22 protein-coding genes and 2 pseudogenes are annotated in these 26,607 nt (G+C 63.2%); 18 read left to right on the top strand and 6 right to left on the bottom strand.

All coding sequences use genetic code 11. The annotated features are described in order from the left end of the window. Positions 1 to 5: 5 nt before the first annotated feature. Entirely contained in the window at positions 6 to 1,454 is a 1,449-nt protein-coding gene (locus ACNFCH_RS02410; RefSeq protein ID WP_416742179.1) for a histidine kinase, read from the bottom strand. 136 nt (positions 1,455 to 1,590) lie between these two features. On the opposite strand from ACNFCH_RS02410, the gene serB reads away from it, so the two are divergent. Further along, positions 1,591 to 2,805 carry a phosphoserine phosphatase SerB gene (gene serB, locus ACNFCH_RS02405; protein WP_337160150.1) on the top strand — a complete coding sequence of 405 codons (1,215 nt, stop codon included), beginning with the start codon at positions 1,591 to 1,593 and terminating at the stop codon, positions 2,803 to 2,805. Positions 2,806 to 2,875: 70 nt separating this feature from the next. Here serB and asd read toward each other — a convergent pair whose 3' ends face one another. The 3 genes from asd to ACNFCH_RS02390 are packed head-to-tail and all read right to left on the bottom strand — an operon-like array spanning position 2,876 to position 6,148. Then, positions 2,876 to 3,739, bottom strand: a complete 864-nt coding sequence (asd, locus tag ACNFCH_RS02400; protein WP_337160149.1) for an archaetidylserine decarboxylase — start codon at positions 3,737 to 3,739, stop codon at positions 2,876 to 2,878. Positions 3,740 to 3,756: 17 nt separating this feature from the next. Beyond that, a complete protein-coding gene (locus ACNFCH_RS02395) occupies positions 3,757 to 4,566 on the bottom strand; it encodes a rhodanese-like domain-containing protein (protein WP_337160148.1) in 810 nt (269 codons plus the stop codon). 46 nt (positions 4,567 to 4,612) lie between these two features. Next, the gene (locus ACNFCH_RS02390; RefSeq protein WP_337160147.1) at positions 4,613 to 6,148 is read right to left on the bottom strand and encodes an HDOD domain-containing protein; all 1,536 of its coding nucleotides are present in this window, start codon (positions 6,146 to 6,148) and stop codon (positions 4,613 to 4,615) included. A gap of 130 nt (positions 6,149 to 6,278) precedes the next feature. Between ACNFCH_RS02390 and motA the strand changes: the two genes are divergently transcribed. Together motA and motB are read left to right on the top strand one after the other, a co-directional pair. Next, on the top strand, positions 6,279 to 7,130 hold the full coding sequence (motA, locus tag ACNFCH_RS02385) for a flagellar motor stator protein MotA (RefSeq protein WP_043211996.1): 852 nt from the start codon (positions 6,279 to 6,281) through the stop codon (positions 7,128 to 7,130). A 3-nt stretch (positions 7,131 to 7,133) separates the two neighbouring features. Beyond that, on the top strand, positions 7,134 to 8,168 hold the full coding sequence (gene motB / locus ACNFCH_RS02380) for a flagellar motor protein MotB (RefSeq protein ID WP_337160146.1): 1,035 nt from the start codon (positions 7,134 to 7,136) through the stop codon (positions 8,166 to 8,168). A 78-nt stretch (positions 8,169 to 8,246) separates the two neighbouring features. Here the strand turns inward: motB and rsgA are convergent, their stop codons facing one another. After that, positions 8,247 to 9,278, bottom strand: a complete 1,032-nt coding sequence (rsgA, locus tag ACNFCH_RS02375) for a small ribosomal subunit biogenesis GTPase RsgA (RefSeq protein ID WP_196162560.1) — start codon at positions 9,276 to 9,278, stop codon at positions 8,247 to 8,249. Positions 9,279 to 9,414: 136 nt separating this feature from the next. On the opposite strand from rsgA, the gene orn reads away from it, so the two are divergent. Next, positions 9,415 to 9,957 carry an oligoribonuclease gene (gene orn / locus ACNFCH_RS02370; RefSeq protein ID WP_196162562.1) on the top strand — a complete coding sequence of 181 codons (543 nt, stop codon included), beginning with the start codon at positions 9,415 to 9,417 and terminating at the stop codon, positions 9,955 to 9,957. A 100-nt stretch (positions 9,958 to 10,057) separates the two neighbouring features. Continuing rightward, positions 10,058 to 10,669, top strand: coding sequence for a trimeric intracellular cation channel family protein (locus tag ACNFCH_RS02365; RefSeq protein ID WP_196162563.1), 612 nt, complete (start codon positions 10,058 to 10,060; stop codon positions 10,667 to 10,669). 31 nt (positions 10,670 to 10,700) lie between these two features. Here the strand turns inward: ACNFCH_RS02365 and queG are convergent, their stop codons facing one another. Then, the gene (gene queG, locus ACNFCH_RS02360) at positions 10,701 to 11,765 is read right to left on the bottom strand and encodes a tRNA epoxyqueuosine(34) reductase QueG (protein ID WP_337160144.1); all 1,065 of its coding nucleotides are present in this window, start codon (positions 11,763 to 11,765) and stop codon (positions 10,701 to 10,703) included. 65 nt (positions 11,766 to 11,830) lie between these two features. Between queG and ACNFCH_RS02355 the strand changes: the two genes are divergently transcribed. The 13 genes and pseudogenes from ACNFCH_RS02355 to ACNFCH_RS02295 all read left to right on the top strand — a co-directional run. Further along, a complete protein-coding gene (locus ACNFCH_RS02355; RefSeq protein ID WP_337160143.1) occupies positions 11,831 to 12,691 on the top strand; it encodes an NAD(P)H-hydrate dehydratase in 861 nt (286 codons plus the stop codon). After that, entirely contained in the window at positions 12,679 to 13,152 is a 474-nt protein-coding gene (tsaE, locus tag ACNFCH_RS02350; protein WP_337160142.1) for a tRNA (adenosine(37)-N6)-threonylcarbamoyltransferase complex ATPase subunit type 1 TsaE, read from the top strand. The genes ACNFCH_RS02355 and tsaE overlap by 13 nt, the downstream gene beginning before the upstream one ends. Further along, the gene (locus ACNFCH_RS02345; RefSeq protein WP_337160141.1) at positions 13,153 to 14,592 is read left to right on the top strand and encodes an N-acetylmuramoyl-L-alanine amidase; all 1,440 of its coding nucleotides are present in this window, start codon (positions 13,153 to 13,155) and stop codon (positions 14,590 to 14,592) included. Further along, a complete protein-coding gene (gene mutL / locus ACNFCH_RS02340) occupies positions 14,589 to 16,487 on the top strand; it encodes a DNA mismatch repair endonuclease MutL (protein ID WP_416742178.1) in 1,899 nt (632 codons plus the stop codon). The genes ACNFCH_RS02345 and mutL overlap by 4 nt, the downstream gene beginning before the upstream one ends. Position 16,488: 1 nt before the next feature. Then, entirely contained in the window at positions 16,489 to 17,460 is a 972-nt protein-coding gene (gene miaA, locus ACNFCH_RS02335; RefSeq protein ID WP_337160139.1) for a tRNA (adenosine(37)-N6)-dimethylallyltransferase MiaA, read from the top strand. A gap of 95 nt (positions 17,461 to 17,555) precedes the next feature. Further along, a complete protein-coding gene (gene hfq / locus ACNFCH_RS02330; protein ID WP_003258160.1) occupies positions 17,556 to 17,816 on the top strand; it encodes an RNA chaperone Hfq in 261 nt (86 codons plus the stop codon). Positions 17,817 to 17,828: 12 nt separating this feature from the next. Beyond that, a complete protein-coding gene (gene hflX / locus ACNFCH_RS02325) occupies positions 17,829 to 19,130 on the top strand; it encodes a ribosome rescue GTPase HflX (RefSeq protein WP_043211980.1) in 1,302 nt (433 codons plus the stop codon). A gap of 96 nt (positions 19,131 to 19,226) precedes the next feature. Next, positions 19,227 to 20,411, top strand: coding sequence for an FtsH protease activity modulator HflK (gene hflK / locus ACNFCH_RS02320; RefSeq protein ID WP_337160138.1), 1,185 nt, complete (start codon positions 19,227 to 19,229; stop codon positions 20,409 to 20,411). After that, positions 20,411 to 21,280, top strand: a complete 870-nt coding sequence (gene hflC / locus ACNFCH_RS02315) for a protease modulator HflC (protein ID WP_043211977.1) — start codon at positions 20,411 to 20,413, stop codon at positions 21,278 to 21,280. Before hflK ends, hflC begins: the two co-directional genes overlap by 1 nt. A 290-nt stretch (positions 21,281 to 21,570) precedes the next feature. Then, the gene (locus ACNFCH_RS02310; RefSeq protein ID WP_337160137.1) at positions 21,571 to 22,758 is read left to right on the top strand and encodes an ATP phosphoribosyltransferase regulatory subunit; all 1,188 of its coding nucleotides are present in this window, start codon (positions 21,571 to 21,573) and stop codon (positions 22,756 to 22,758) included. Between the two features lie 56 nt (positions 22,759 to 22,814). After that, entirely contained in the window at positions 22,815 to 24,107 is a 1,293-nt protein-coding gene (locus ACNFCH_RS02305) for an adenylosuccinate synthase (RefSeq protein WP_196162571.1), read from the top strand. A gap of 534 nt (positions 24,108 to 24,641) precedes the next feature. Further along, a pseudogene (locus tag ACNFCH_RS02300) lies at positions 24,642 to 25,334 on the top strand (methyl-accepting chemotaxis protein); the annotation flags it as partial. A gap of 390 nt (positions 25,335 to 25,724) precedes the next feature. Next, positions 25,725 to 26,240: pseudogene (locus ACNFCH_RS02295) on the top strand (methyl-accepting chemotaxis protein); the annotation flags it as partial. Positions 26,241 to 26,607 lie beyond the last annotated feature (367 nt).

Here is a 26,607-nt window from a genome sequence, read left to right as displayed (position 1 = left end):
CGAACTCAGGCCCGGCGTTCGTGCATACGCGCCAACTGGCGCTCGAGCATCGAAGGGTAGGGTTCCATCAGTCGCTCAACGCAGCAAGCGCCTTCGGGGCTGGCTATCGGGCGGATGCGAGCACGTTGGCGAATCAGCGCATCGTCGCTGATCTTGCGCTCCACCAGCAGCAGGTTACGGCTGTGTTGCGAGAGCGCCAGGGCATCCTGAGCTTTTTCGGTCATCAGCAGGTCGATCTGCTCCAGCCCCTGCAGGTCGTCCGCCAGGACCAGGCCCAATTGCAGTTGCAGGGTGATGCCGCTGTCGGCTACCTCGATCTGCAAGGCGTGGCCCAGTGCCCGCAGCAGCTCGCCGCAGCAGATGGCATTGGTCAGATAGTCCTCGCCACAGTCGCGGCTGTGGAACAGCAACAGCGTGCTGCCGTCGTTGAGGGTATGGGTTTGGCCGTCATACAGCGACGCGGCCTGCTCCAGGCAGTCACGATAACGCTCCAGCAGCTCGGTCAGGCGTGTACGGGGCAGGCGGCGCAGTTGCTCCTGGGAGCCCAGTTGCACGGCGAGCACGGCGCTGTACTGCGGTTCGTCGGACACCGCCGCGACTGGCTTGGCGTGGCTGTCCTCGGCATCGATCAGGCCGGCGAAGGCTTCGTCGTCCTCATCGTCTTCGGTCGCGACCTTGGATTTTGCCGTGGCCTTTGGCGCGACGGCGACTTCTTCCAGGTCCTCGAAGTCTTCTTCGACTTCCTCAGGCTCTGGCGGTGGCGGCGGTGCCAGGCGGGTGTGCAGCTGGCGCGCCAGGTCGCCGATCTCGTCCTGGCGATCGGTTGCAGGGGTATAGGGGTGCGGGTCGCGCAACCACACGCGCAACTGCAGGAGCGGCGTGGTGATGTGGCGACCCAGGCGCAGGCTCAGGGCCAACGCCAAGGCCAGCAGGATGGCGCCGAGAATGCCCATGCTCTGCATGCTGATGGTCATCGGCTGCTGGAACTGGCTCATGTCCAGGCTGATGCGCAGCTGCCCGGCGGTCACGTCCTGGAAGGTGATCTTGGTCTGGTAGAGGCCTTCGGCCTCGCCCAGCAGGCCGTTTTTCGGCCTCTGGCCGGCTTCGGCCAGCATGCGGTTGTCCACGCTGTAGATGGCCGCATGGGCCACCAGCGGGTTCTTCACCAGATTGCCCAGCAACACGTTGAGACTGAGGATGTCGTTGGACACCAGCAGCTCGGTCGCCGAGTTGGCGGTCTGGATGGTCAGGCTCTGGCCAAGGGCGTCGGCCTGTTCATGCATGGCCTGCCGGAACTGCAGACCCATGACGCAGGCATAGATCACCAACGCCAGGGCCACCAGGAAAATATTGTGGCTGGCGATGCGCAGAGCCAGCGGAACGCGACGCTGGCGTAGGGCTCGGAAGATCATCAGGAAGAAGTTATCAGGTTTGACTGGCGTGGGCCGGTTCACAGAGCGCGGCTCTTTATGGCGAAAAAGGTGTTGCGCAGTATAGCGAGCCGTGTTTTGTCGGCAAAGTATCGGTAGCGCCCGATGGTCACGGAAAATCGGTAGAATGCGCATTTTTCATCGAAGTCGGAGCCCGGTCTTGCGCGAAATCGTCCTGATCAACATCACTGGTGAAGACCGTCCTGGTCTCACTGCGGCCATCACCGGCGTCCTGGTCCAGGGCGGTGTGAACATTCTCGACATCGGCCTGGCGGTGATGCATGGCACCCTGTCCTTCGGCATTCTGGTCGATATTCCGGACAACGAAGTGGCCACCAACCTGCTGCAGAGCGTGCAGGCCAAAGCCCATGCGTTGAACCTGCAGGCCCGCTACACGCCTATTTCCGAAGCCGATTATCAACATTGGGCCGACAGCCAGGGCGAGGCGCGCCATATCGTGACGTTGCTCAGCCGCAAGGTCACCCCCGAGCAATTGCAGCGGGTCAGTGCGGTGATTAGCCAGTACGGCCTGACCATCGAACGCATCGAGCGCCTGTCCGCGCGCGTTTCGCTGGACGCCTCGTGCGACAAGAGCAAGGCCAGCCTGGAAATTTCCGTGCGCGGCGAGCCAAGTGATGCCCAGGCCCTGCGCGCTGACTTCTTCGCCCTGGCCGAGGAATTGAGCGTCGACATCGCCTTCCAGAAGGACGATCTGTTCCGCCGCAACCGGCGCCTGGCCGTGTTCGACATGGACTCGACACTGATCGAGGCCGAGGTGATCGATGAGCTGGCCAAGGCTGCCGGGGTGGGCGAACAAGTGTCGGCGATCACCGAGCGCGCCATGCGCGGTGAGTTGGATTTCCGAGCGAGCTTCAAGGAGCGCATGGCTTTGCTCAAGGGCCTGGACGTTGGCGTGCTGGACCAGATCGGCGCCTCCCTGCGCCTGACGGAGGGCGCCGAGCACCTGTTCGCCGAGCTCAAGCGTCTGGGTTACAAGACTGCGATCCTGTCTGGCGGTTTCTCCTACTTCGCCAAGCAGGTGCAGGCGCGCCTGGGCATCGACTATGTCTTTGCCAACGAACTGGAAGTGGTCGACGGCAAGGTCACTGGCGTAGCGGTTGAGCCGATCGTCGATGCGCAGCGCAAGGCCGACCTGTTGCAGCAGCTGGCGAGCGAAGAGGGCTTGCAGCTGGAGCAGACCATTGCCGTGGGTGATGGTGCCAACGATCTGCCGATGCTGTCGCTGGCCGGCCTGGGTGTGGCTTTCCGTGCCAAGCCGCTGGTGCGTCAGTCGGCCAAACAGGCGATCTCCACCTTGGGGCTCGATGGCGTGCTGTACCTGCTGGGGCTGCGCGATCGCGACGCGCGTAGCTAAGGCTAGCGGCTGCTTTTGTAGCGCCATAAAAAAGGCCCCGCATGTGCGGGGCCTTTTTTATGGCAATGACTCAGGCTTGGGCCGGCAGAGCCAGCAACTCGCCCATGCGCACGGCAGAGCCGGCACCCAGGCTTTCAGCCCACTTCACTTGCTCTGGGCCAAACAGCACGATAGCGGTCGAGCCCAGTTTGAAACGGCCCAGCTCGGCCCCTTTTTCCAGGTGGATGGGTGCGCGGCTGTTTTCATCGTAACGGAAGGTCTTGAGCTCGCGCTTGGGCGGCGTGACCAGGCCTGCCCAGACCGTCTCGATCGAGGCCACGATCATCGCACCGACCAGCACCACGGCCATCGGGCCGCGCTCGGTGTCGAACAGGCAAACGACCCGCTCGTTACGGGCGAACAGCTCAGGCACGTTCTCTGCGGTGGTCTGGTTGACCGAGAACAGGCGGCCTGGCACGTAGACCATCTCACGCAGGGTGCCGGCCAGCGGCATGTGCACGCGGTGGTAGTCCTTGGGCGACAGGTAGATGGTGGCGAACTCACCCCCCATGAAGGGCGCGGCCAGGGCAGGATCGCCCCCGAGCAGCTCCAGTGCGCTGAAGCTGTGCCCCTTGGCCTGGAAAATACGGCCATGTTCGATCGGTCCGAGCTGGCTGACGGCACCGTCGGCCGGGCAGAGGATAGCGCCTGAGGTTTCGTCCAGCGGGCGGGCGCCCGGCTTCAGGGCGCGAGTGAAGAAGGCGTTGAAATGCTCATAGGCGGTCAGGTCTTCGACCAGTGCCTCGGACATGTTCACCTGGTAGCGCTTGGCGAACCAGGCGGTGAAAGCGTTCTTGAACCAGCGGGCACGGCATTCTGCGATGCAGCCGGCCAGCCGCGAGAGCAGGTGATGCGGCAGTAGGTACTGGCTGATGATGAACAAACGGGATTTCATTGGGTTTCCTTGGAATTTCAAACTTCTACAGGCGTGTCCGGATGGTTGCCCCATTCGCCCCAGGAGCCAGCGTAGGCCTTGACCCTTGGATAGCCGAGGGCCTTGGCCACCAGATAGGTGAAGCCGGAACGATGGTGGGTCTGGCAGTGAGTGATCACTTCCTTGTCTGGGGTGATGCCGAGCTGTTGCAGGATGTCGGCCATGTCCGGGCGAATGCGCAGGTGGTCGTTCAGGTCCATGCCGGCGGTCCACTCGAAGTTGACCGCGCCGGGAATGTGCCCGCCTTTGGCGGCCAGCACTTTTTCCCCCCGGTACTCGCCGGGGCTGCGAGCATCCCAGATGGCGAGGTCGGCCGCGCCCAGGCGGCTTTGCAGGTATTCGCGGGTGGCAGTGGGCTCTGGGTGCAGTTGCAGGCTGACCGGGCCTCCAGTGCTGGGAGGGACTTCAATGCTGAGTTTGTCCGCAGGCCAGGCCTGGATGCCACCATTGAGGTAGTGGTAGCGGCTGTGCCCGATGACGTCGAGCAGCCAGATGAAGCGCCCGGCCCAGCCGCCACCTTCATCGTCGTACACCACATAGACAGCATCGTCGCGGTGGTCGAGTTCGCCGAACAGCTTTTCCAGATCGGCCCGCGCCGGCAGCAACCCTGGTGCCGGAGGTTGGCCCAATTGGGTGCGCTTGGGGTCGATGAACCGGGCGCCGGGGATGTGCCCGCTGCCATAGCGGTTGGCGCTGGTCAGGTCGACCAGGATCAGCTGTGGCGACGTCAGGCGTGGCAATAGGTCGGCCGGTTCGATCACCAGGGGCAAGCCGGAAAAGTCAGTCATCCACGATCTCCAGGGTGGAATAGAGGAGGCGATTGTAGCCTAAGGCTCAGACGTTGCGGTTGGCAAAGGCCGACAGTGCGCGCTCGGTGCATTGGGCGGTCTTGCCGAAGGCCTGCACGCAGACATCGACCATGGGTCTGCCGCCCTGGTCGGCGATCATCAGCATCACCACCTGTCCATTGACTGCCAGTGAGCGCAGCAACAGATGTTCACTGGGCAGCAGCGCGCGCAAGGGGGCTGGCAGCAGCGCCGAGAACTGGGTGTGGTTCTCTGGCGTCAGGCGCAGTTGCGCCGCCTGCCCCATCAACCGTTGCAACAGTTTGCTCTGGGCCAGTGGCAGCACGAGCGAGGCCGCTTCCTGGGGCAGGCCGGCGGTCTGTTGCACGCGCAGGCATTCATTGGTTTTGTCGAGCGCCAGCAGCATGATCCGCTGCATCCCACAGGCCAGCAGGGCTTCGCGGGCCTGAGTGCTGAGATGGAGGCTGGTGGTGAACGGGCTGGGTTGGGTCAGCAACTCGGCGCACACCGTGCGCCAATGCTCGAGGTCCTGGCTGGTGGGCGGCTCGGGCGTGAGCATGTCCGGATGCGGACGGCGCTGATGCCAGGGCCAGAGCAGGGCTTCGGCCGGATGGAACAAGGCGTGTCGGGCATGATGCCGGGCGCTGGCCGCCGCTTGCTGGTGAATTTGCTGCTGGACATCATCGAGCGAGGTCTGCAGGTACAACGCCGTCAGCAATTGCCAGCGCAGCAGGTGGGGATTGTCCCAGCCCACCTGCGCCGCCAAGGCCAGGCCGTTGGCCAGCAGCACGGTGTTGGCGGGTTGGTTGAACCAGCGGCGTAGCCCAGGCTCTTCGTCCAGCCGCTGCTGTTGGGTGAGGGCATCCTGCTCGCGTGCGATGCTCAGGACCTGGGCCAATTGTTCGCGCTCATCGAGCAGCAGGCGATAGCCCTGGGTCACCCAGCCGGGCAGACGCCATTGCTCGGCCATGGCTTGGCACAGGGTCACAATGCGCACGCCGAACAGCTCGTGCTCCACCTCGGCTGCATCCTCGCCTTTGTGGATGACCCGCAGTTCCCAGGCATCGAGCAGCTTGGGATAGGCCAAGGCCAGGGGCCAGAGCGGTGACAGGAACAACAGGCTGCCCCAGTGGATTTCCTGCCACAACCGGGCCAGGCGGCTGGCGAACAGGCCGCTGGCCTGTTGGGCGGCGTGCTGGCTGATCAGCAGGAACTGACGCAGCACGGGCGGAATGTCTTCGCCAGGTACGGCTGGCAGACGTGCCAGCAGGCTCGCGCTGCGGGCCAGGCCCAGGCGGTTGAGAGCGACTTCCAGGCTTTCGGCGGGTTCTGCCTGGCTGGCGTTGGCCGGATGGTTCGCCTCGCGCATCACCGAAAGCACCAGAGCAGGGCTGTCCTGCATCAGTTCGGCGATGTCGCGCAGGGAGCGACGGCTATCGTTGATGGCGGCCAGCACCCGGTCGTGACTCTCCTTGGGGACTGGCAGGCGGATGCCATCGAGCAGTTTTACCCAGGCATCGAGCGTAGGTGGAATCTGGCTTGGTACCTTAGCGTCCATTGGCATTTTGACATCAGTCCGAACTGGCTTTTCGCATTTTGTGCCTATAGTCTGGCGCAGTTCTGTCGATAAGTAGAAGAAGAGTTTTAAAGCTCCCGCCCCTGACCCTGTCCACCACAGCAAGTGCTTTGAACCTATGGCTAAAATTATCGGCATCATCGTCGTATTCGCGAGCGTGCTCGGCGGCTACGTGCTTTCCCACGGCAAGATCGCGGCGCTGATCCAGCCGTTCGAAGTGCTGATCATCGGCGGTGCGGCCTTCGGTGCGTTCCTTCAGGCCAACCCTGGTCACATGACCATGCATGTGATCAAGAAGTCGCTGAAGATGTTCGGCACCCGTTTCACCCATACCTTCTATCTGGAGGTGCTGGGCCTGGTCTACGAGATCCTCAACAAGAGCCGCCGCGAAGGCATGATGGCCATCGAAGGCGATATCGAAGACCCGGCAGCCAGCCCCATCTTCGCCAAATACCCTGCTGTGCTGGGCGACGAGCGCATGACCGCGTTCATCTGCGATTACCTGCGCATCATGTCCACCGGCAACATGGCGCCCCATGAACTCGAAGGCCTGTTCGACATGGAACTGCTGAACATGAAGGAAGAGCTCGAGCATCCTTCCCATGCAGTAACAGGCATTGCCGATGGTATGCCTGGCTTCGGTATCGTGGCTGCGGTTCTGGGTATCGTCGTGACCATGGCGTCGCTGGGTGATGGCGACCAGAAATCCATCGGTCTGCACGTGGGCGCGGCACTGGTGGGTACGTTCTTCGGTATTCTCGCGGCCTACGGCTTCTTTGGCCCGTTGGCCAACGCGCTGCGTCATGACGCGAAGGAAGAGCTGAACGTCTACGAGGCCATCAAGGCGTCGCTGGTGGCCTCGGCCTCTGGCATGCCGCCATCGCTGGCGGTGGAGTTCGGGCGCAAGGTGCTTTACCCGGCGCATCGTCCAAGCTTCGCCGAGCTGGAACAAGCGGTTCGCGGTCGCTAAGTCATGGAGAACAATCAGCCCATCATCGTCAAGCGCGTCAAGCGCTTTGGCGACGGTCACCACGGCGGCGCCTGGAAGATCGCCTTCGCCGACTTCGCCACCGCGATGATGGCGTTCTTTCTGGTGCTCTGGCTGCTGTCCACGGCCACGCCTGAGCAGAAGATCGCCATCGCCGGCTATTTCAAGGACCCAATAGGCTTCTCCGAGAGCGGCACGCCCTACGTCATTGACCTGGGCGGTTCGCCACAACTGGCGCCGGAGAAAACCATCAATCCGGAAGAAAAATCCGAGCCGACCCCAGACACCAGCATCCAACTGGACAAGGACAAGGTCGAGACCTTGGCCGAGCAGGTCGAGCAGGAGCGCCTGCAGTTGCTGTTGCAAGAGCTGCAGAACAAGGTCGAGGAAAACCCGCAACTGCAGAAGTTCAAGGACCAGATCCTGTTCGAGATCACCCAGGACGGCCTGCGCATCCAGATCATGGATGCCGAGAACCGGCCGATGTTCGACCTGGGCAGCGCCCGTCTGCAGCCGTACTTCGAGGACATCCTGCTGGCCATGGCTGACACCATCAAGGCCGTGCCGAACAAGATCAGCATCAGTGGCCACACCGATGCCAAGCCCTATGCCGGCACCGGCGAGTTCGGTAACTGGGAGCTGTCGGCCAACCGTGCCAACGCGGCCCGACGTGCGCTGGTGGCCGGAGGCTATCCGGATGAGCAGGTCGCACGCGTGGTGGGTTACGCCTCCTCGTCGCTGTTTGACCGCAAGGACCCGTTCAACCCGGTCAACCGCCGCATCGACATCATCGTCCTGACCAAGAAGGCTCAGCGCAGCATCGAAGGCGAGCAGAGCGCGCCGGATGCCCCGGCGCCTACCGAGCAAACGCCCCCTGTCAACGGCACACCTGGCGCCAGCGCGCCAGCCACGCCGGGCCAGGGCGATACGGCCCAGGCGCCGATGCAGCCGCGTGAACTGCGTCAGAAGCTGAACATCTTTGAAGATGGCGTTTTGAAAATGGACAACACCCAGGAGTGAGGCCTGGGCTGGGCTAGTCGACACAAGGCCGCTCCTGCAATCACTGCAGGAGCGGCCTTTTTGTCATCGAGGGGTGGCTCAGTAGGTGTCTTGCGGCAGGCTGGCGATGATCGAGCGGTAGCTGTTCATCCGCTGTGGCTTGATACGCCCGTCATCCAAGGCCTGGAGCAAGGCACAGCCAGGCTCTCGGTCGTGCTTGCAGTCGCGGAAGCGGCAATGACCGAGCAGCTCGCGGAACTCGATGAAGCCGGCCTCGACATCGTCACGGCTGACATGCCCCAGGCCGAACTCGCGGATACCCGGCGAGTCGATCAGGTCACCCCCGTTGGGGAAGTGGTACAGGCGGGCCGTGGTGGTAGTGTGCGTGCCCTGCCCGGACCATTCGGACAGATCGCCCACACGGGTCCTGACCTCTGGCAGCAGGCTGTTGACCAGCGATGACTTGCCGACCCCGGACTGGCCGACGAACACACTGATGTGCTTGTCCAGCGTCTGTTGCAGGCGCTGCATACCCTCGCCCTGATGAGCCGACACTTCCAGCAGGGGATAACCCAGGTCGCGGTAGACGGCCAGCAGAGCCTCGATGGTCGGGCCGTTCTGCTCGTCGATCAGGTCCGCCTTGTTCAGCAGCAAGAGAGGACGGATACCGGCATGTTCGGCAGCGACCAGATAACGGTCGATCAGGTTGGCCTGGGGCTCGGGGGCAGGCGCGAAGACGATCACGATCAGATCGACATTCGCCGCCACGGGCTTGAGCTGACCATGGTTGTTCGGTCGACACAGTTCGGCGGTGCGGGGCATCTGCGCGACGATGACGCCGTTGCCTTGGTTGCCCGCGCGCCATACCACCCGGTCGCCGGTGACCAGTGCCGGCAGGTTGGCCCGCAGGTGGCAGCGAAACACCTGGCCCATCGCCTCGCCATCCTGCGCCTCGACCTCCACCTGCACGCCGAAGTGAGCGATCACCAGCCCCAACTGTTCAGGGCCCAGATCACCCCCTTCCAATTCCTGCAAGGCATGTTGCTCACGTTTGGCGGCGCGAGCGGCGCGCTCGCCCTGGATTTTTTCGATACGCCAGTTCTGGCGACGGTTGAGCTGGCGTTTGGCCATGAATGATCCGTGTTGGCGGGGCAGAAAGAAAAACGGCTGGCAGTTTAGCATGGACCATCCCGTCCCTTGTGTTGGCGTTTGCGCCACGAAAGCCGCGTCGTGGGCTAAAATGACGGCCTATTCGAGGAGCCCCTTCATGCAAAACGCACAGAACCTGATCTGGATCGATCTTGAAATGACCGGTCTGGATCCGGACAACGATGTCATCATCGAGATGGCGACCATTGTCACCGACAGTGAACTCAACACCTTGGCTGAAGGTCCGGTGATCGCCATTCATCACAGCGACGAAGTGCTGGCACGTATGGACGACTGGAACACTCGTACCCATGGTGCTTCCGGCCTGACCCAGCGTGTGCGCGAGAGCCGTATCGACATGGCCGAGGCCGAGGCGCAGACCCTGGCCTTCCTCGAGCAGTGGGTGCCCAAAGGCAAATCGCCGATCTGCGGCAACAGCATCTGCCAGGACCGCCGCTTCCTTTATCGCCATATGCCCAAGCTCGAAGGGTTCTTCCACTACCGCAACCTGGACGTCTCCACCCTCAAGGAACTGGCCGCACGCTGGGCCCCGCAGGTGCGTGACAGCTTCAAGAAGGGTGGGACCCATCTCGCGTTGGACGACATTCGCGAGTCAATCGCCGAGTTGCGTCACTACCGCGAACACTTCATCAAACTCTAAAATTTCAAGCCTCGAGCCAAGCAAAACGCCACAGCGGCTGAAGGGACAGCCCGCGGTGGCGTTTTGCTTGGCGCTTACCGCTTACTTTCGGACATGCACCATGTTGTTGATGCTCTACCTTGTCGCCATCACCGCTGAAGCCATGACTGGCGCGCTTTCCGCGGGGCGCCGCGGCATGGACTGGTTTGGCGTGGTGCTGATCGCTTGCGTCACTGCGCTGGGTGGTGGATCGGTGCGAGATGTACTGCTTGGGCACTACCCGCTGACCTGGGTGAAGCACCCGGAGTACCTGGTGCTGACCAGTTTCGCAGCCCTGTTGACCATCTTCATCGCGCCGCTGATGCGCCATCTGCGTTCGCTGTTTCTGGTGCTCGATGCCCTTGGGTTGGTGGCTTTCACGTTGATCGGTTGCATGACCGCCCTGGAAATGGGGCAGGGCATGCTGGTGGCGTCGATCAGCGGGGTGATCACCGGCGTGTTCGGTGGCATCCTGCGGGACATTTTCTGCAACGACATTCCCTTGGTGTTCCGCCGGGAGCTGTATGCCAGTGTCTCCTTTGCCGCCGCCTGGTTCTACTTGGGTTGTGTGCATTTCAACGTGCCGGCAGAGCAGGCCATGCTGCTGACCTTGTTCGGTGGTTTCCTGGTGCGCTTGCTGGCGATCCGCTTCCACTGGGAAATGCCCAAGTTCCACTACAACGACCAGCAATGATCGCCCTGCTGCGCGTCTGAGAGGTGCGTCGTTACTGGCCTTCGTGTTGTGCCAGCGCCCACTCTACATGCTCGCGTACCAGCGCCGAGGGGTGTTCGCGCCGCGCCCGCAAGGCTTCGAGTACCGGGACGGTGGTCGGCGCATTCCCCAACCCCACCGCCAGGTTGCGCAACCAACGTTCGTAGCCTGCGCGGCGCAGGGGGGAGCCTTCGGTATTGCTCAGGAAGGTCGCTTCATCCCAAAGGAACAGGGCGGCCAGTTCGGCGTTGTCCAGGCCATGACGGGGCTTGAAGTCGTTTTCCTGGGTCGGGCGGGCGAAGCGGTTCCAGGGGCAGACGATCTGGCAGTCGTCACAGCCAAACACCCGATTGCCGATCAGCGAGCGCAATTCGACCGGGATCGCCTGCTTGAGCTCGATGGTCAGGTAGGAAATGCAGCGCCGGGCATCGAGCACATATGGTCCGACGAAGGCACCGGTAGGGCAGATGTCCAGGCAGGCCTGGCAGCGTCCGCAGTGCTCGCTGGCCTGGGCCGGGTCCACCGGGAGCGGCAGGTCGACGAACAGCTCGGCAAGGAAGAAGTAGCTGCCGGCCTTGCGGTTGAGCAGCAAGGTGTTCTTGCCGATCCAGCCCAGGCCAGCCTGCTCGGCGATGGCCTTTTCCAACACCGGGGCGCTGTCGACGAAGGCGCGAAAACCAAAGGGGCCTATGGCCTGCTGAATGCGCTCAGCCAGATGTTGCACGCGTTTGCGCACCAGCTTGTGGTAGTCACGGCCCAGGGCATAGCGAGAAATGTAGGCTTTCTCTGGGTGCGCCAGCATCTGTGCCATGCGCGTATCGCCGGGCAGGTAGTCCATGCGCAGCGATACCACGCGCAGGGTGCCTGGCACCAGTTCGTCGGGGTGTGAGCGTTTACTGCCATGGGCGGCCATGTAGTCCATCTCGCCCTGGTAGCCGGCGTCCAGCCAGCGCTGCAGGTGTTGTTCATGCTCGCCAAGCGCCACGCCGGCGATGCCGACGTGGGCGAAACCGAGTTCGCGGCCCCAATCCTTGATCGATTGGGCCAGCGTATTGAGGTCAGGAAGGCAAGCGGACATGGATGGACAAGGCAATACAGGCAGAGGTGCGTATAATTCTGCCAGACATCGGAGCCTTTGACCCCATGCCTCAGACCAAACACCTCGGTAATGCCCCGCAACTGCTAAGCAGCCTGACCACTGCGCACCTGCCATCGCGCCCCGCCGACGCCCACAAGGGCGACTTCGGTCATGTGCTGGTGGTTGGAGGTGACCTGGGCACCGGCGGAGCGGTGATGCTCAGTGCCGAGGCGGCCCTGCGCTGCGGTGCGGGCCTTGTGAGCGTGGCTACGCGCCCGGAGCATGTGGCTGCGGGTCTCACGCGCCTGCCCGAAACCATGTGGCTTGGGGTGAGTTCCGCCAATCAGCTGATGGGCGTGCTCGAGCGCGCATCGGTGCTGGTGGTCGGCCCTGGCCTGGGGCAGGCCGCCTGGGGGCGCAGCCTGTTGTCGGCGGCGGCCAACGCGCCTGTGCCGCAGGTATGGGATGCCGATGCCCTGAATCAGCTGGCACACAGGCCCCTGGCTTTGCACAGCGGCAGCATCCTCACTCCGCATCCGGGGGAGGCGGCGCGCATGCTGGGTATTTCCACCGAGGCGGTGCAAGCCGACCGGCCGGGGGCTGCCCGCAAACTGGCGCGCAAGCATGCCAGTGTCTGCGTGCTCAAGGGCGCCGGTACCCTGGTGGCAGGCCCCAGCGGGCAACTGGCGTTGTGTGAGCGTGGCCATCCGGCCATGGCTGGCGCGGGGCTGGGCGATGTGCTGAGCGGTGTGCTGGCCGCGTTGCTGGCCCAAGGCCTGGACGCATGGTCGGCCGCTTGCCTGGGCGTGTGGTTGCATGCCTGTGCGGGGGAGCGCCTGGGTGTGAAAGGAAGAGGCCTGGCGGCCAGTGATCTGGTTCCGGTCATTCGTGAGTTGTTGGAGGAGCATTCAGCGTGTCTGGCATAACCCTGTTTCTGGCCGATGAACCGGCCACTGTCGCATTTGGCGCGCGCCTGGCCGAAGTGACGGGCGGTCATGGCGTGATCTTTCTCGAAGGCGACCTGGGTGCCGGCAAGACCACGCTTTCGCGCGGGCTGATCCGCGGCCTGGGTCATACCGGGGCAGTCAAGAGTCCGACCTTCACCGTGGTCGAGCCTTACGAGATTGGTAATGTGCGCGCTTTCCATTTCGACCTGTACCGCCTGGTCGATCCGGAAGAGTTGGAGTTCATGGGGATCCGCGATTATTTCGAAGGGGACCCGCTGTGCTTGTTCGAATGGCCACAAAAGGGTGCGGGCGTTTTGCCAAAGCCCGACCTGACCATTACCATAAGCCCGCAAGCGGGTGGACGCTCGCTTCTCCTTTCACCGCAGGGGGCTCGCGGTGAGGCCTGGTGCGCCGCCCTGGCCACAGAATTCAAACAGTAAATGGGGTTAGGTATGCGCATACGCGCACTGGTCGCCGTCGTTGGGCTGCTGCTGACAGCGGTGACCGTCGACGCTCTGGCCGTCACACAAGTCAAGAGCATGCGTCTGTGGCGCGCACCGGACAACACGCGGCTGGTCTTCGATCTATCCGGCCCTGTGCAGCACAGCGTCTTCACCCTGACCGCGCCGGACCGCCTGGTCATCGACATCAACGGCGCCACCCTGGGCGGCTCGCTGAATGTCGCCACCTCCAATACCCCCATCAACAGTGTGCGTTCCGCCCAGCGAACGCCCACTGACCTGCGCGTGGTCGTCGACCTGAAAAAGGCCGTCACGCCCAAGAGCTTCACCCTGGCGCCCAACGCCCAGTATGGCAACCGTCTGGTGGTCGACCTGTACGACCAGGAAGCCGACGCCGTTGCTGCCAGCACGCCGACTCCGCCGCCTGCACAGACAACCACGAGCGCTCCCGCCGTGCCGGTGACGCCCGCGCAGCCGGCCATCAAGTTGCCGCCGGTGCCCAGTGGCAAGCGCGACGTCGTCGTCGCCATCGACGCCGGCCATGGCGGTGAGGACCCAGGGGCCTCGGGCTCGCGTGGCCAGCACGAAAAAGACATCGTCCTGCAGATCGCTCGCGAGTTGCAGCGCCAGATCAACACCGAGCGAGGCTATCGCGCCGAACTGACCCGCACGGGCGATTATTTCATCCCGTTGCGCAAGCGCACCGAGATCGCGCGCAAGAAGGGCGCCGACCTGTTCATTTCCATCCATGCCGACGCCGCGCCGTCCAAGGCCGCTTTCGGTGCCTCGGTGTTCGCGTTGTCCGACCGCGGCGCGACCTCCGAGACCGCGCGCTGGCTGGCTGACACGGAAAACCGCTCCGACTTGATCGGTGGCGCCGGTAACGTCAGCCTCGACGACAAGGACCGCATGCTCGCAGGCGTGCTGCTGGACCTGTCGATGACCGCCACGCTTAGCTCCAGTCTCGACGTGGGGCAGAAGGTGTTGGGCAACATGGGGCGCATCACTCCACTGCACAAACGGCGCGTGGAGCAGGCCGGGTTCATGGTGCTGAAGTCCCCGGACATTCCGTCGATCCTGGTGGAAACCGGGTTCATCTCCAATGCCAATGAGGCCGCCAAGCTGGCGACCAAGAGCCACCAGCAGGCCCTGGCCCGCTCGATCCACACCGGTGTGCGCCAGTACTTCCAGCAAAGCCCGCCACCGGGGACATATATCGCCTGGCTGCGCGACAGCGGCAAGATCGCCCAGGGGCCGCGCGAGCATACCGTGCGCCCCGGGGAGACCCTGGCCATGATCGCCGTGCGCTATCAGGTCAGCGTGGCCAGCCTGCGGACGACCAACAGCCTCAAGAGCGATGAGCTGAAGGTCGGCCAGCATCTCGACATTCCTGGCACTACCCTGGCCTCCCAACAATGAATGGTGGTTCTCGCATCCAGTTGCTCAGCCCTCGGCTGGCCAACCAGATCGCCGCCGGCGAGGTGGTCGAACGCCCGGCCTCGGTGGCCAAGGAGCTGCTGGAAAACAGCCTGGACTCCGGAGCCCGGCGTATCGACGTGGAGGTCGAGCAGGGTGGGGTAAAGCTGCTGCGCGTGCGGGACGACGGCGGCGGCATCGCGCCTGACGACCTGCCACTGGCCTTGGCCCGCCATGCCACCAGCAAGATTCGCGAGCTGGAAGATCTCGAAGGTGTGCTCAGTCTGGGCTTTCGTGGCGAGGCGCTGGCCTCGATCAGCTCGGTGGCGCGTCTGACCCTCACCTCGCGCACCGCCAGTGCTGGCGAAGCCTGGCAGGTGGAGACCGAGGGGCGCGACATGACCCCGCGCGTGCAACCCGCCGCGCACCCGGTCGGTACTTCGGTCGAAGTGCGTGACCTGTTCTTCAATACCCCGGCCCGGCGCAAATTCCTCAAGTCGGAAAAAACCGAGTTCGATCATCTGCAGGAGGTCATCCGTCGCCTGGCGTTGGCCCGCTTCGATGTGGGCTTCCACTTGCGCCACAACGGCAAGAGCATCCTCAGTCTGCACGAGGCGCCCGATGAATTGACTCGGGCGCGGCGGGTGGGGACGATCTGCGGCCCGGGCTTTCTCGAGCAGGCCCTGCCGATCGATGTCGAGCGCAACGGCCTGCGATTGTGGGGCTGGGTGGGCCTGCCGACCTTTTCGCGAAGCCAGGCGGACCTGCAGTACTTCTTCGTCAATGGCCGCGCCGTGCGCGACAAGCTGGTGGCTCATGCGGTTCGCCAGGCCTACCGCGATGTGCTGTTCAATGGCCGGCATCCGACATTCGTGTTGTTCCTCGAGCTCGAGCCGAACGGGGTCGACGTCAACGTGCACCCCACCAAGCACGAAGTGCGTTTTCGTGAAGGGCGCATGGTCCATGATTTTCTGTACGGCACCTTGCACCGGGCCCTGGCCGACGTGCGCCCGGAAGATCACCTGGCCGCACCGGCCGCGGCGACCGAGATCGTCCGCCCCAGCGGTTTGCAGGCTGGGGAGTTCGGCCCTCAGGCCGAGATGCGCCTGGCCTCGCCAGTACTAGAGCAGCCCCAGGCCGAGCCTCGCCAACCTTTCTCCGGTGGCAGTGGTTCGGGCTATCAGTACCAATACACCCCGCGTCCTTCACAGCCTGTGCCGGTTGCCGAGGCGCAAGCGGTCTATCGTGAGTTTTTCGCCCCGCTGGAGGGCGGTGCCCCGGCCCCGGTGGCGCTGCCGCAAAGCCAGGGCGACGTCCCGCCGCTGGGCTTTGCCCTTGCCCAGCTCAAAGGCATCTATATCCTGGCCGAAAATGCCGTCGGCCTGGTCCTGGTGGACATGCACGCCGCCCACGAACGCATCATGTACGAGCGCCTCAAGGTAGCCATGGCCAGTGAAGGGCTGAGCGGCCAGCCGCTGCTGGTGCCTGAGTCGTTGGCCCTGAGCCAGCGCGAGGCTGATTGTGCTGAGGAGCACGCCCAATGGTTCCAGCGCCTGGGCTTCGAACTGCAGCGCCTGGGTCCTGAGACCCTGGCGATCCGACAGATTCCCGCCCTGCTCAAGCAGGCTGAGGCCAACCGGCTGGTTCAGGATGTGCTTGCGGATCTGATGGAATACGGCACCAGCGATCGTATTCAGGCACACCTCAACGAGCTGCTTGGCACCATGGCCTGCCACGGCGCGGTGCGTGCCAACCGTCGCCTGGCCATCCCCGAGATGAACGCACTGTTGCGAGACATGGAAAACACCGAGCGCAGCGGCCAGTGCAACCACGGTCGGCCGACCTGGACCCAGCTTGGGCTGGATGATCTGGACAAACTTTTCCTACGCGGTCGATGACATGAGTGGCAAGCCCCCAGCGATATTTCTCATGGGTCCGACGGCGGCCGGCAAGACCGACCTCGCCATCGAGCTGACCAAGGTGCTGCCCTGCGAGTTGATCAGTGTCGATTCGGCGCTGGTCTACCGCGGCATGGACATTGGTACGGCCAAACCGTCCAAGGACGTGCTGGCCGAGCACCCCCATCGACTGATCGACATTCTGGATCCGGCCGAGAGCTATTCGGCGGCGCAGTTCTGTGCCGACGCGTTGGCGGCAATGGCCGAGATCACCGCGCGTGGCAAGATCCCCCTGCTGGTGGGGGGCACGATGCTGTATTACAAGGCACTGGTCGACGGCTTGGCGGACATGCCTGCCGCAGACGCCGCCGTACGCGCCGAGCTCGAAGCCCAGGCCCGAGACCTGGGCCTGGCCGAGTTGCACCGGCAACTGGCCGAGGTGGATCCGGAGTCGGCTGCGCGCATCCACCCCAATGACCCGCAGCGCCTGATCCGCGCCCTGGAGGTCTACCGGGTGAGCGGCGAAAGCATGACGGCGCACCGGCAACGTCAATACGCGGAAAGTCGCGGCTCAGACGCAGGCGCGAGCGGGCATTTGCCCTATACTGTCGCCAGTTTGGCGATCGCTCCTACAGATCGTCACATTTTGCATCAGCGAATTGCGCTACGATTTTCGCAAATGCTGGAACAGGGGTTCGTCGACGAGGTCCGAGCACTGCGCGCCAGAAGTGACTTGCACGCGGGGCTGCCGTCTATACGGGCAGTGGGGTATCGGCAGGTCTGGGACTACCTGGACGGCAAGCTGACAGCCGACGAAATGCGCGAACGCGGTATCATTGCCACTCGCCAATTGGCCAAGCGGCAATTCACCTGGTTACGTGGCTGGTCCGACGTTGAGTGGCTCGATAGCCTGGCCTGCGACAATCTGTCCCGCACCTTGAAATACCTGGGGTCCATCTCCATATTGAGCTGAGTCCCTGCAATTGCCGTCTATTCTTGCGATTAGAGTGGCTTGAATTACCGATTTTTATTTTTTTTTTACTATTGATCCTTACAGGAGTGCGGCATATGTCAAAAGGGCATTCGCTACAAGACCCTTACTTGAACACCTTGAGAAAAGAAAAGGTCCCGGTTTCCATCTACCTGGTAAACGGGATCAAGCTGCAGGGCTCGATCGAATCCTTCGACCAGTTCGTGGTACTGCTGAAGAACACTGTCAGCCAGATGGTCTACAAGCACGCCATTTCGACCGTGGTTCCTGCCCGTCCGGTTCGCCTGCCAAGCCCGTCCGATTCCGAACACGGCGACAGCGAGCCAGGCAACGCCTGATAGGAGCCTGCATTGTTCTTTGAGCGCCACGGTGGTGGTGAGCGAGCGTTGCTCGTTCACTTGGAAGGTCAGAACCCTGAGGCGCGCGAAGACCCGCAGGAGTTTCAGGAGCTGGCGCTGTCGGCCGGAGCGGAGATCGTTTCGCTGGCCACGGTGGCCCGGCACCAGCCGACAGCCAAGTACCTGATTGGCAGTGGCAAGGTCGAGGAACTGCGCGACCTGGTCCATGCCGAACAGGTCGATCTGGTGATATTCAATCACACCCTCACGCCCAGTCAGGAGCGCAACCTCGAACGCGTTTTCGAGTGCCGTGTGCTCGACCGGACCGGGTTGATTCTCGATATTTTCGCCCAGCGGGCGCGTACCCATGAAGGCAAGCTGCAGGTCGAACTGGCCCAGCTCGAGCATATGAGCACGCGTCTGGTCCGTGGCTGGACCCACCTGGAGCGGCAGAAGGGCGGTATCGGCCTGCGCGGCCCGGGCGAGACCCAGCTGGAAACCGACCGCCGCCTGTTGCGGGTCCGCCTGCGGCAGATCAAGGCGCGTCTGGAGAAGGTGCGAAGCCAGCGCGAACAGGCCAGGCGCGGCCGCAAGCGTGCGGACATCCCATCCGTTTCGCTGGTGGGCTATACCAACGCCGGCAAGTCCACGCTGTTCAATGCCTTGACCACCTCCGACGTCTACGCCGCCGACCAGTTGTTCGCGACCCTCGATCCGACCTTGCGCCGACTTGAGCTCGCCGACCTGGGGCCGATCGTGCTGGCCGATACCGTGGGCTTCATCCGACACCTGCCGCACAAGCTCGTCGAGGCATTTCGGGCTACGCTCGAAGAATCGAGCAACTCCGACCTGCTGCTGCACGTCATCGACGCCCATGAGCCTGAGCGCATGGAGCAGATCGAGCAGGTGCTGGCCGTGCTGGGTGAGATCGGAGCCGAAGGCTTGCCGATCCTCGAGGTCTATAACAAACTCGACCTGCTCGAAGATGTCGAGCCGCAGATCCAGCGTGATGCCGACGGCAAACCGCAGCGGGTCTGGGTATCGGCACGTGATGGACGTGGCCTGGAATTAGTTGGCCAGGCGATTGCCGAGTTGCTGGGGGATGATCTGTATGTCGGAACCCTGCGTCTGGAACAGCGACTTGCCCGCTTGCGCGCGCAATTCTTCGCTCTGGGCGCGGTGCAAGGCGAAGAGCACGATGAAGAAGGTCGCAGCCTGCTGAGCGTGCGACTGCCCCGGGTGGAGCTCAATCGCCTGGTCAGTCGCGAAGGCATGGAGCCTGAACTTTTCATCGAGCAACACACTTTGCAATAAATGCCCGTCGAGGTCGCCGGGCGACCGTGACAGGCATTCTGTAGCATTGGACGGCGCGCCGTGGGCGCGTCTTTGCTTTATCAGATGGAGAGCGCTATGGCTTGGAACGAGCCGGGTGGCAACTCGAACAATCAGGATCCCTGGGGCGGCCGTCGTGGCGGCGGCGGTGGTGGTGGCGACAAGAAAGGTCCACCGGATCTGGACGAGGCCTTCCGCAAGCTGCAGGACAGCCTCAACGGCATGTTCGGCAGCGGCAAGAAACGCGGTGGCGGTGGTGACCGCAACGTTGGCAAAGGTGGCGGTCTCGGCCTGCTGGGCATAGGCCTGGCCGTGCTGGCGGCCATCTGGCTGTACAGCGCCGTGTACGTCGTGGACGAACAGGAACAGGCTGTGGTGCTGCGCTTCGGCAAGTACTACGAGACTGTCGGCCCGGGCCTGAATATCTATTTCCCGCCCATCGACCGCAAGTATCTTGAGAACGTGACCCGCGAGCGGGCTTACACCAAGCAGGGCCAGATGCTCACCGAGGACGAGAACATCGTCGAGGTGCCGCTGACCGTGCAGTACAAGATCACCAACCTGCAGGACTTCGTGCTCAACGTCGACCAGCCGGAGGTCAGCCTGCAGCACGCGACCGACAGTGCCTTACGCCATGTGGTGGGCTCCACCTCGATGGACCAGGTGCTGACCGAGGGTCGTGAGCAGATGGCTGTCGATATCCGTGAACGCCTGCAGCGCTTCCTCGACAACTACCGCACCGGTATCACCGTCACCCAGGTCAACGTACAGAGCGCGGCAGCCCCGCGTGAAGTGCAGGAAGCCTTCGACGACGTGATCCGTGCCCGCGAGGACGAACAGCGTGCGCGCAACCAGGCCGAGTCCTATGCCAACGGCGTAGTGCCGGAAGCCCGTGGTCAGGCCCAGCGCATCATCGAGGATGCCAATGGCTACCGCGATGAAGTGATCGCCCGCGCCAAAGGTGAGGCCGACCGCTTCACCAAGCTGGTTGCCGAGTACCGCAAGGCGCCGGACGTTACCCGTCAGCGTCTGTACCTGGAGACCATGCAGGAGGTCTACAGCAATTCGAGCAAGGTCCTGGTGACCAGCAAGGATGGGCAGAACAACCTGCTCTACCTGCCACTGGACAAGATGGTCGAAGGCAGCCGCCATTCGGCCGCACCGGTCAGCAATGTACCGGCGTCGGTCAACGATGCGGCCGCGCGCGCGGCGCAGGAAATGCAACAGCAGCAACAGTCGCTGCGTTCTAGGGAGAGCCGCTGATGAGCAATAAATCGCTGATCGCCCTGATCGCCGCCGTGGTGCTGGCCATCGTGGCCTGGAACAGCTTCTACATCGTGTCCCAGACCGAGCGTGCGGTATTGCTGCAATTCGGCCGCGTGGTCCAGGCGGATGTCCAGCCAGGCCTGCATGTGAAGGTTCCCTACGTCAACCAGGTGCGCAAGTTCGACGCTCGTCTGATGACCCTGGACGCACCGACCCAGCGCTTCCTGACCCTCGAGAAGAAAGCGGTGATGGTCGATGCCTACGCCAAATGGCGGGTCAAGGATGCCGAGCGCTTCTATACCGCGACCTCTGGTCTCAAGCAGATCGCCGACGAGCGTCTGTCCCGTCGTCTGGAAAGCGGCCTGCGTGACCAATTCGGTAAACGTACCCTGCACGAAGTGGTCTCCGGTGAGCGTGACGCGTTGATGGCGGACATCACCGCTTCGCTGAACCGCATGGCCAGCAAGGAGCTGGGTATCGAGGTCGTCGATGTGCGCGTCAAGGCCATCGACCTGCCGAAGGAAGTCAACCGCAGCGTGTTCGACCGCATGAGCACCGAGCGTGAGCGTGAGGCTCGCGAGCACCGCGCCAAGGGTAACGAACTGGCCGAAGGTATCCGCGCCGATGCCGACCGTCAGCGCCGTGTACTGCTGGCCGAGGCCTATCGCGAAGCGGAAGAGACCCGCGGTGACGGCGACGCCCAGGCGGCCGCCATCTATGCCAAGGCCTACAACCAGGACGCGGATTTCTATGCGTTCTACCGTAGCCTGCAGGCTTACCGCGAGAGCTTCTCCAGCAAGAGCGACGTACTGGTCCTGGATCCGAAGAACGAGTTCTTCCGCTTCCTGGACAAGAGCAAGCCTTGAACCTCTCCTGAAGGGCGCACCCCGCCCGGCAGCTAAAATGCCAAGCGGGGTGCATCCTGAAGGAAAAGGGGTGTATGATGAGTCAGCCGGGAAATTCCCGGCTTTTTTGCGTCTGCAAGGTTGATCGGCAACGCGCCGGTTGACGGTTTGGTCAGCTCGCAAGGCTATTCGAGGGTATTGGGTACGGTGGTAGCGCTGGGATCAGTGCTGCCCGCTGCTGTGCGCCAATGCCTGCTTCACTGACGGCTCGCCCGCTCGCGAGCCGCCCGGACCAGAGGGGAAATGGCGTAATGGCAACGGTAGACCGCTGGCTGCTGCCAGATGGCATCGAGGAAGTACTGCCGCCTGAGGCTGCGCGCATCGAGATTGCGCGTCGCCAGGTGTTGGACCTGTTCCAGAGTTGGGGTTACGAGCTGGTCGTCACCCCGCATATCGAGTACCTGGAATCGCTGCTCACCGGTGCCGGTCAGGACCTGGATCAGCGTACCTTCAAGGTGGTCGACCCGCAGTCCGGTCGCCTGATGGGCTTCCGCGCCGACTTCACCCCGCAGGTGGCGCGTATCGACGCCCACACCCTGCGTCGCGAAGGGCCGAGCCGTCTGTGTTATGCCGGTAGCGTTCTGCATGCCCAACCCCGCGCCCTGTCTACCTCGCGCAGCCCGATTCAACTCGGCGCCGAATTGTACGGCGATGCCAGCCCCACCAGCGATGTCGAGGTCATCAGCCTGATGCTCGCCACGCTGCAACTGACCGATGTCGCCGATGTGCACATGGACCTTGGCCATGTAGGCATCTACCGCGGCCTGGCCCGTGCCGCCGGCTTGTCCGGCGCTGTCGAGCAGCAGTTGTTCGACGCCCTGCAACGCAAGGCCGTCGATGAAGTGCAGGCGCTGACCGCCGACCTGCCGAAGGATCTGGGCAACATGCTGCGTGCCCTGACCGAACTGTGCGGTAGCCGCGAAGTGCTGGCCGAGGCTCGCGTTCGGCTTGGACGTGCGCCGGCCAGCGTACTGGCGGCACTGGATGACCTGCTGGCGATCGCCGATCGCCTGGCAGCGCGTTATCCGGACTTGCCGCTGTACTTCGACCTGGGCGAGCTGCGCGGTTATCACTATCACACCGGCGTGGTGTTCGCGGTGTTCGTTCCAGGTGTCGGTCAGTCGATCGCCCAGGGCGGGCGCTACGACGACATCGGTGCCGACTTTGGCCGGGCACGCCCGGCCACCGGTTTCTCCACGGATTTGAAGACCCTGGTCACACTGGGGCGAGCGGAGGTCGTATTGCCTTCTGGCGGGATCTGGATGCCCGACAGTGGCGACACGACCCTCTGGCAGATGGTCTGCCAGTTGCGCAACGAGGGCCAGCGTGTGGTCCAGGCCCTGCCTGGCCAGCCGTTGAGTGCTGCTCTCGAGGCGGATTGTGATCGGCAATTGATTCAGCAAGACGGGCGCTGGCAGGTACTGCCGCTGACCCATTGAGTTTCTTCGTCGGCCGTAGGCCGGCAACCAAGTTTGCGTGAATGAGGACAAGTGTTATGGGTAAGAATGTCGTCGTCCTGGGCACCCAGTGGGGTGATGAGGGCAAAGGCAAGATCGTCGATCTGCTGACCGAACATGCTGCCGCCGTAGTGCGCTACCAAGGTGGCCACAACGCGGGTCACACCCTGGTGATCAACGGTGAGAAGACCGTTCTGCACCTGATTCCTTCCGGCATCCTGCGTGAGGGCGTGCAGTGCCTGATCGGCAACGGCGTGGTCGTTGCTCCGGATGCCTTGATGCGTGAAATCACCAAGCTGGAAGAGAAAGGTGTTCCGGTGCGCGAGCGCCTGCGCATCAGCCCGGCTGCTCCGCTGATCCTGTCCTACCACGTGGCCCTCGACCAGGCCCGTGAAAAGGCTCGCGGCGAAGCCAAGATCGGCACCACTGGCCGTGGTATCGGCCCAGCCTACGAAGACAAGGTCGCTCGTCGCGGTCTGCGCGTTGGCGACCTGTTCCACCGTGAGCGTTTTGCCGCCAAGCTCGGTGAGCTGCTGGATTACCACAACTTCCAGCTGGTGAATTACTACAAAGAGCCGGCCATCGACTTCCAGCAGACCCTGGACGAGTGCATGGCCTACGCCGAGCAGCTCAAGCCGATGATGCTCGACGTCACCGCCGAACTGCACAACCTGCGCCGCGCCGGCAAGGACATCATGTTCGAAGGTGCTCAGGGCTCGCTGCTGGACATCGACCACGGTACCTACCCGTACGTCACCAGCTCCAACACCACCGCTGGCGGCATCTCCACCGGTTCCGGCGTTGGCCCGATGTACCTGGACTACATCCTTGGCATCACCAAGGCCTACACCACCCGTGTAGGTTCCGGCCCGTTCCCGACCGAGCTGTTCGACGAAACTGGCGCCACCCTGGCCAAGCGCGGCCATGAGTTCGGTTCCACTACCGGTCGTGCTCGTCGTTGCGGCTGGTTCGATGCTGTGATCCTGCGTCGCGCCATCGACGTCAACAGCATCTCGGGCATCTGCCTGACCAAGCTGGATGTACTGGACGGCCTGGAAACCATCAACATCTGTGTTGGCTACAAGAACGAGAACGGTGCGGTCATCGACGCGCCTTCCGACGCCGACAGCTACATCGGCCTGGAGCCGGTGTACGAAGAGATGCCAGGCTGGAGCGAGTCGACCGTGGGCGTGAAAACCCTGGAAGAACTGCCGGCCAACGCTCGCGCCTACATCAAGCGTATCGAGGAGCTGATCGGCGCGCCGATCGACATCATCTCGACTGGCCCGGACCGCAACGAGACCATCGTGCTGCGTCATCCGTTCGCCTGATCAGCCGCTTCGGTAGTTGATTGAACGCCGCGCCCCCGCAAGGAGGTGCGGCGTTTTCATTTGGGCGCTATGCAGAAATGCCTTGCCCGGCGCCGGACATTGGCGTTTATCCCTGCTGCGCTGGGCACAACCCTTGCTGTATGAAACTCCTGTCGGTGCCATCAAAGTAATGGCGCCAGAAAACACGGGAGTTACAACGTGTCTGCCATTCTTTCACTGTTACGAAGCCGCCTCTTGCGGCCAGTGTTTGTTGCACTTGGTATCGCTCTTCTGGTGCAGGTGCTGGTTGCCGTTGCACTGACGCGGAGCACGGTCACGGCCCTGGAAGCCGATTTGGGCGCACGCCTGGGCAGCGACAGCCAGAAACTGGCCGGCGAACTGGAGCTGGCGGGGCAGGATGTCCGCGCCGGGCTCGACAGCCTCTCGGCCAGTACCCGCCAGCGCTTGAGCGCCGGTCTTTCCGAGCGGCTGCAGGGCGAGCAGCAGCAACTGCGTGCCACGCTGGAGAAGAACCTCAAGGATTCGGCCAACGACATGGCCGAGCTGCTGGCCTCGGTTGCGCCGCGTGCTATCTGGGACAACGACGTGCCCACGCTCTCGGACTTCGCCCGTCGCGCCCAGCGCAATCCCAACGTGTTGTTCGTCATCTACGACGACGCCCAAGGCCAGCATCTGACCCGCTATCTGAACAGGCAAAACCCAATCAACCAGACGCTGATCGAGCGTGGGCAGGGCGAGCGCGCCTTGGACAAAGTGCTCGATGCTGCGCGCAAAGACCCTTCGGTGTATTACGTCGAAGCCTCCATCAACCCCAATGGCGCCGAGATCGGCAAGGTGCTGATGGGCGTGTCCACCGCTGGTGTGGAACAGGAGCTCAAGGCGCTGGATCAACGCTTTGCCGCCTTGATCGCCAGCGGCGAGCAACTGGTGGGCGATAGCCTCGTGGCAGCCGCCGCCGATAGCGGCAAGGCCCTGCGGGCGCGCCTTGAGACGGCACAGAACAGCGCCACCGCCATGCAGGCCAACACCGCACAAACGGTGCGGGATGCCGCTGCCGAGCTGCGCTGGCGGATCGGCCTAGGCCTGGTGTTGGTGGGGTTGGGTGTGCTGCTGGTCGTCGCCGTGGTGCTGGGGCGGCGTGTGGTCAACAAGCTGCGCCTGTTGATTGGGGCGCTGAATGACCTGGCGGCGGGAGAGGGCGATCTGACCAAGCGAGTGACCCTCGACAGTCGTGACGAGATCGGCGATATGGCCTCTGCGGTCAATCGTTTCGTCGACAAGCTGCAGCCCATCGTCCGTGAGGCTGGCGAAGTGGCTCAGCGTACGGGGGTGGAGATCGACACCATGGCTCAGCGCAACGCGGGCGCCGACGCAGCCGCTGCGCTGCAACGTGACGAAGTTGCCGCCAGCCTGCGTGACCTTTCGAGCATGGCGGATGAGGCCCAGGCCGAAAGTCAGGCCATGCAAGCGGCCTTGCAGCAGGTGGTGGATATTCGCCAGGCCACTGACGAGAACAGTCGCGCCTCCACCCAGCTGGCGCGTTTGATCGAAAACCTGGCCGGGGAGGTGGAAACGGGCTCTCAGGTGATCGAGCGGTTGGCCAAGCAGAGCGAGCAGATCGAAGTGGTGTTGACGGTGATTCACGGCATCGCCGAGCAAACCAACTTGCTGGCGCTCAACGCCGCCATCGAGGCTGCCCGAGCCGGTGAGACAGGACGCGGCTTTGCCGTGGTCGCCGATGAGGTGCGTGCCCTGGCAAGCAAGACCCAGAGCTCCACGGGTGATATCCAGGCGCATATCGCCGCTTTGCAGGCTGGCGCCAAAGAGGCGGTGACCACCATCAGCCAGGCCGGTCGCCAGGCCAGTGAGGGCTTGCTGGTGCTGCGTGACAACGAGCGCCGCCAGCAGTCGGTGCAGGCGGCGGTGGAGCAGGTGCATTCGGCTATTGGCCTGGCGACCCGGGCGGCTGAGCAACAGGCTCACGGAGCGCAGGCTGTGCGCGGACGGGTGGAGAACATTCATGCCCAGGCCGAGCGATCGGCGCAGGTGGTGATGCAGACCACGGCCAGTAGCAAGGTGCTGGATGACCTGGCGGCGCAGCTGCGGGCGAGCTTGGGTCAGTTCAAGGCTTGACCGCATCGCGATGCAAAACCCGCTCCCAGGGCTATGGCGCCGCCCTATAGGAGCGGGCTTTTCCCATGATCAAGGGCGAAGCCCTTGCGCCAGTGTTCACAGATAAGCCGTCTCCGCCCGACCGGCCTCTGACGCTATGCTGTGGGTGGTACATGACAGGAAGTATTTTCACGTCCGCCCAGATAATAATTCTCTATCTCCCCGCGACCCTCAAGTAGAGCGCGAAATATCTATTTACGTGGTTAAGCCGTTTCTAATCCCAAAGCTGTAGGAAAGTTCCCGAGTTGGCTTTGTTCAGTCGTCTACCATTGCAGCTCTATAAATCGAGAGCTAGGCTCTGTATGTAACTTCTAGCGAATCGTTGCCT

The sequence above is a fragment of the Pseudomonas sp. NY15354 genome (assembly GCF_048068075.1).
Lineage (GTDB): Bacteria > Pseudomonadota > Gammaproteobacteria > Pseudomonadales > Pseudomonadaceae > Aquipseudomonas > Aquipseudomonas guariconensis_C.
This window is presented reverse-complemented; position numbering and strand designations above follow the sequence as displayed.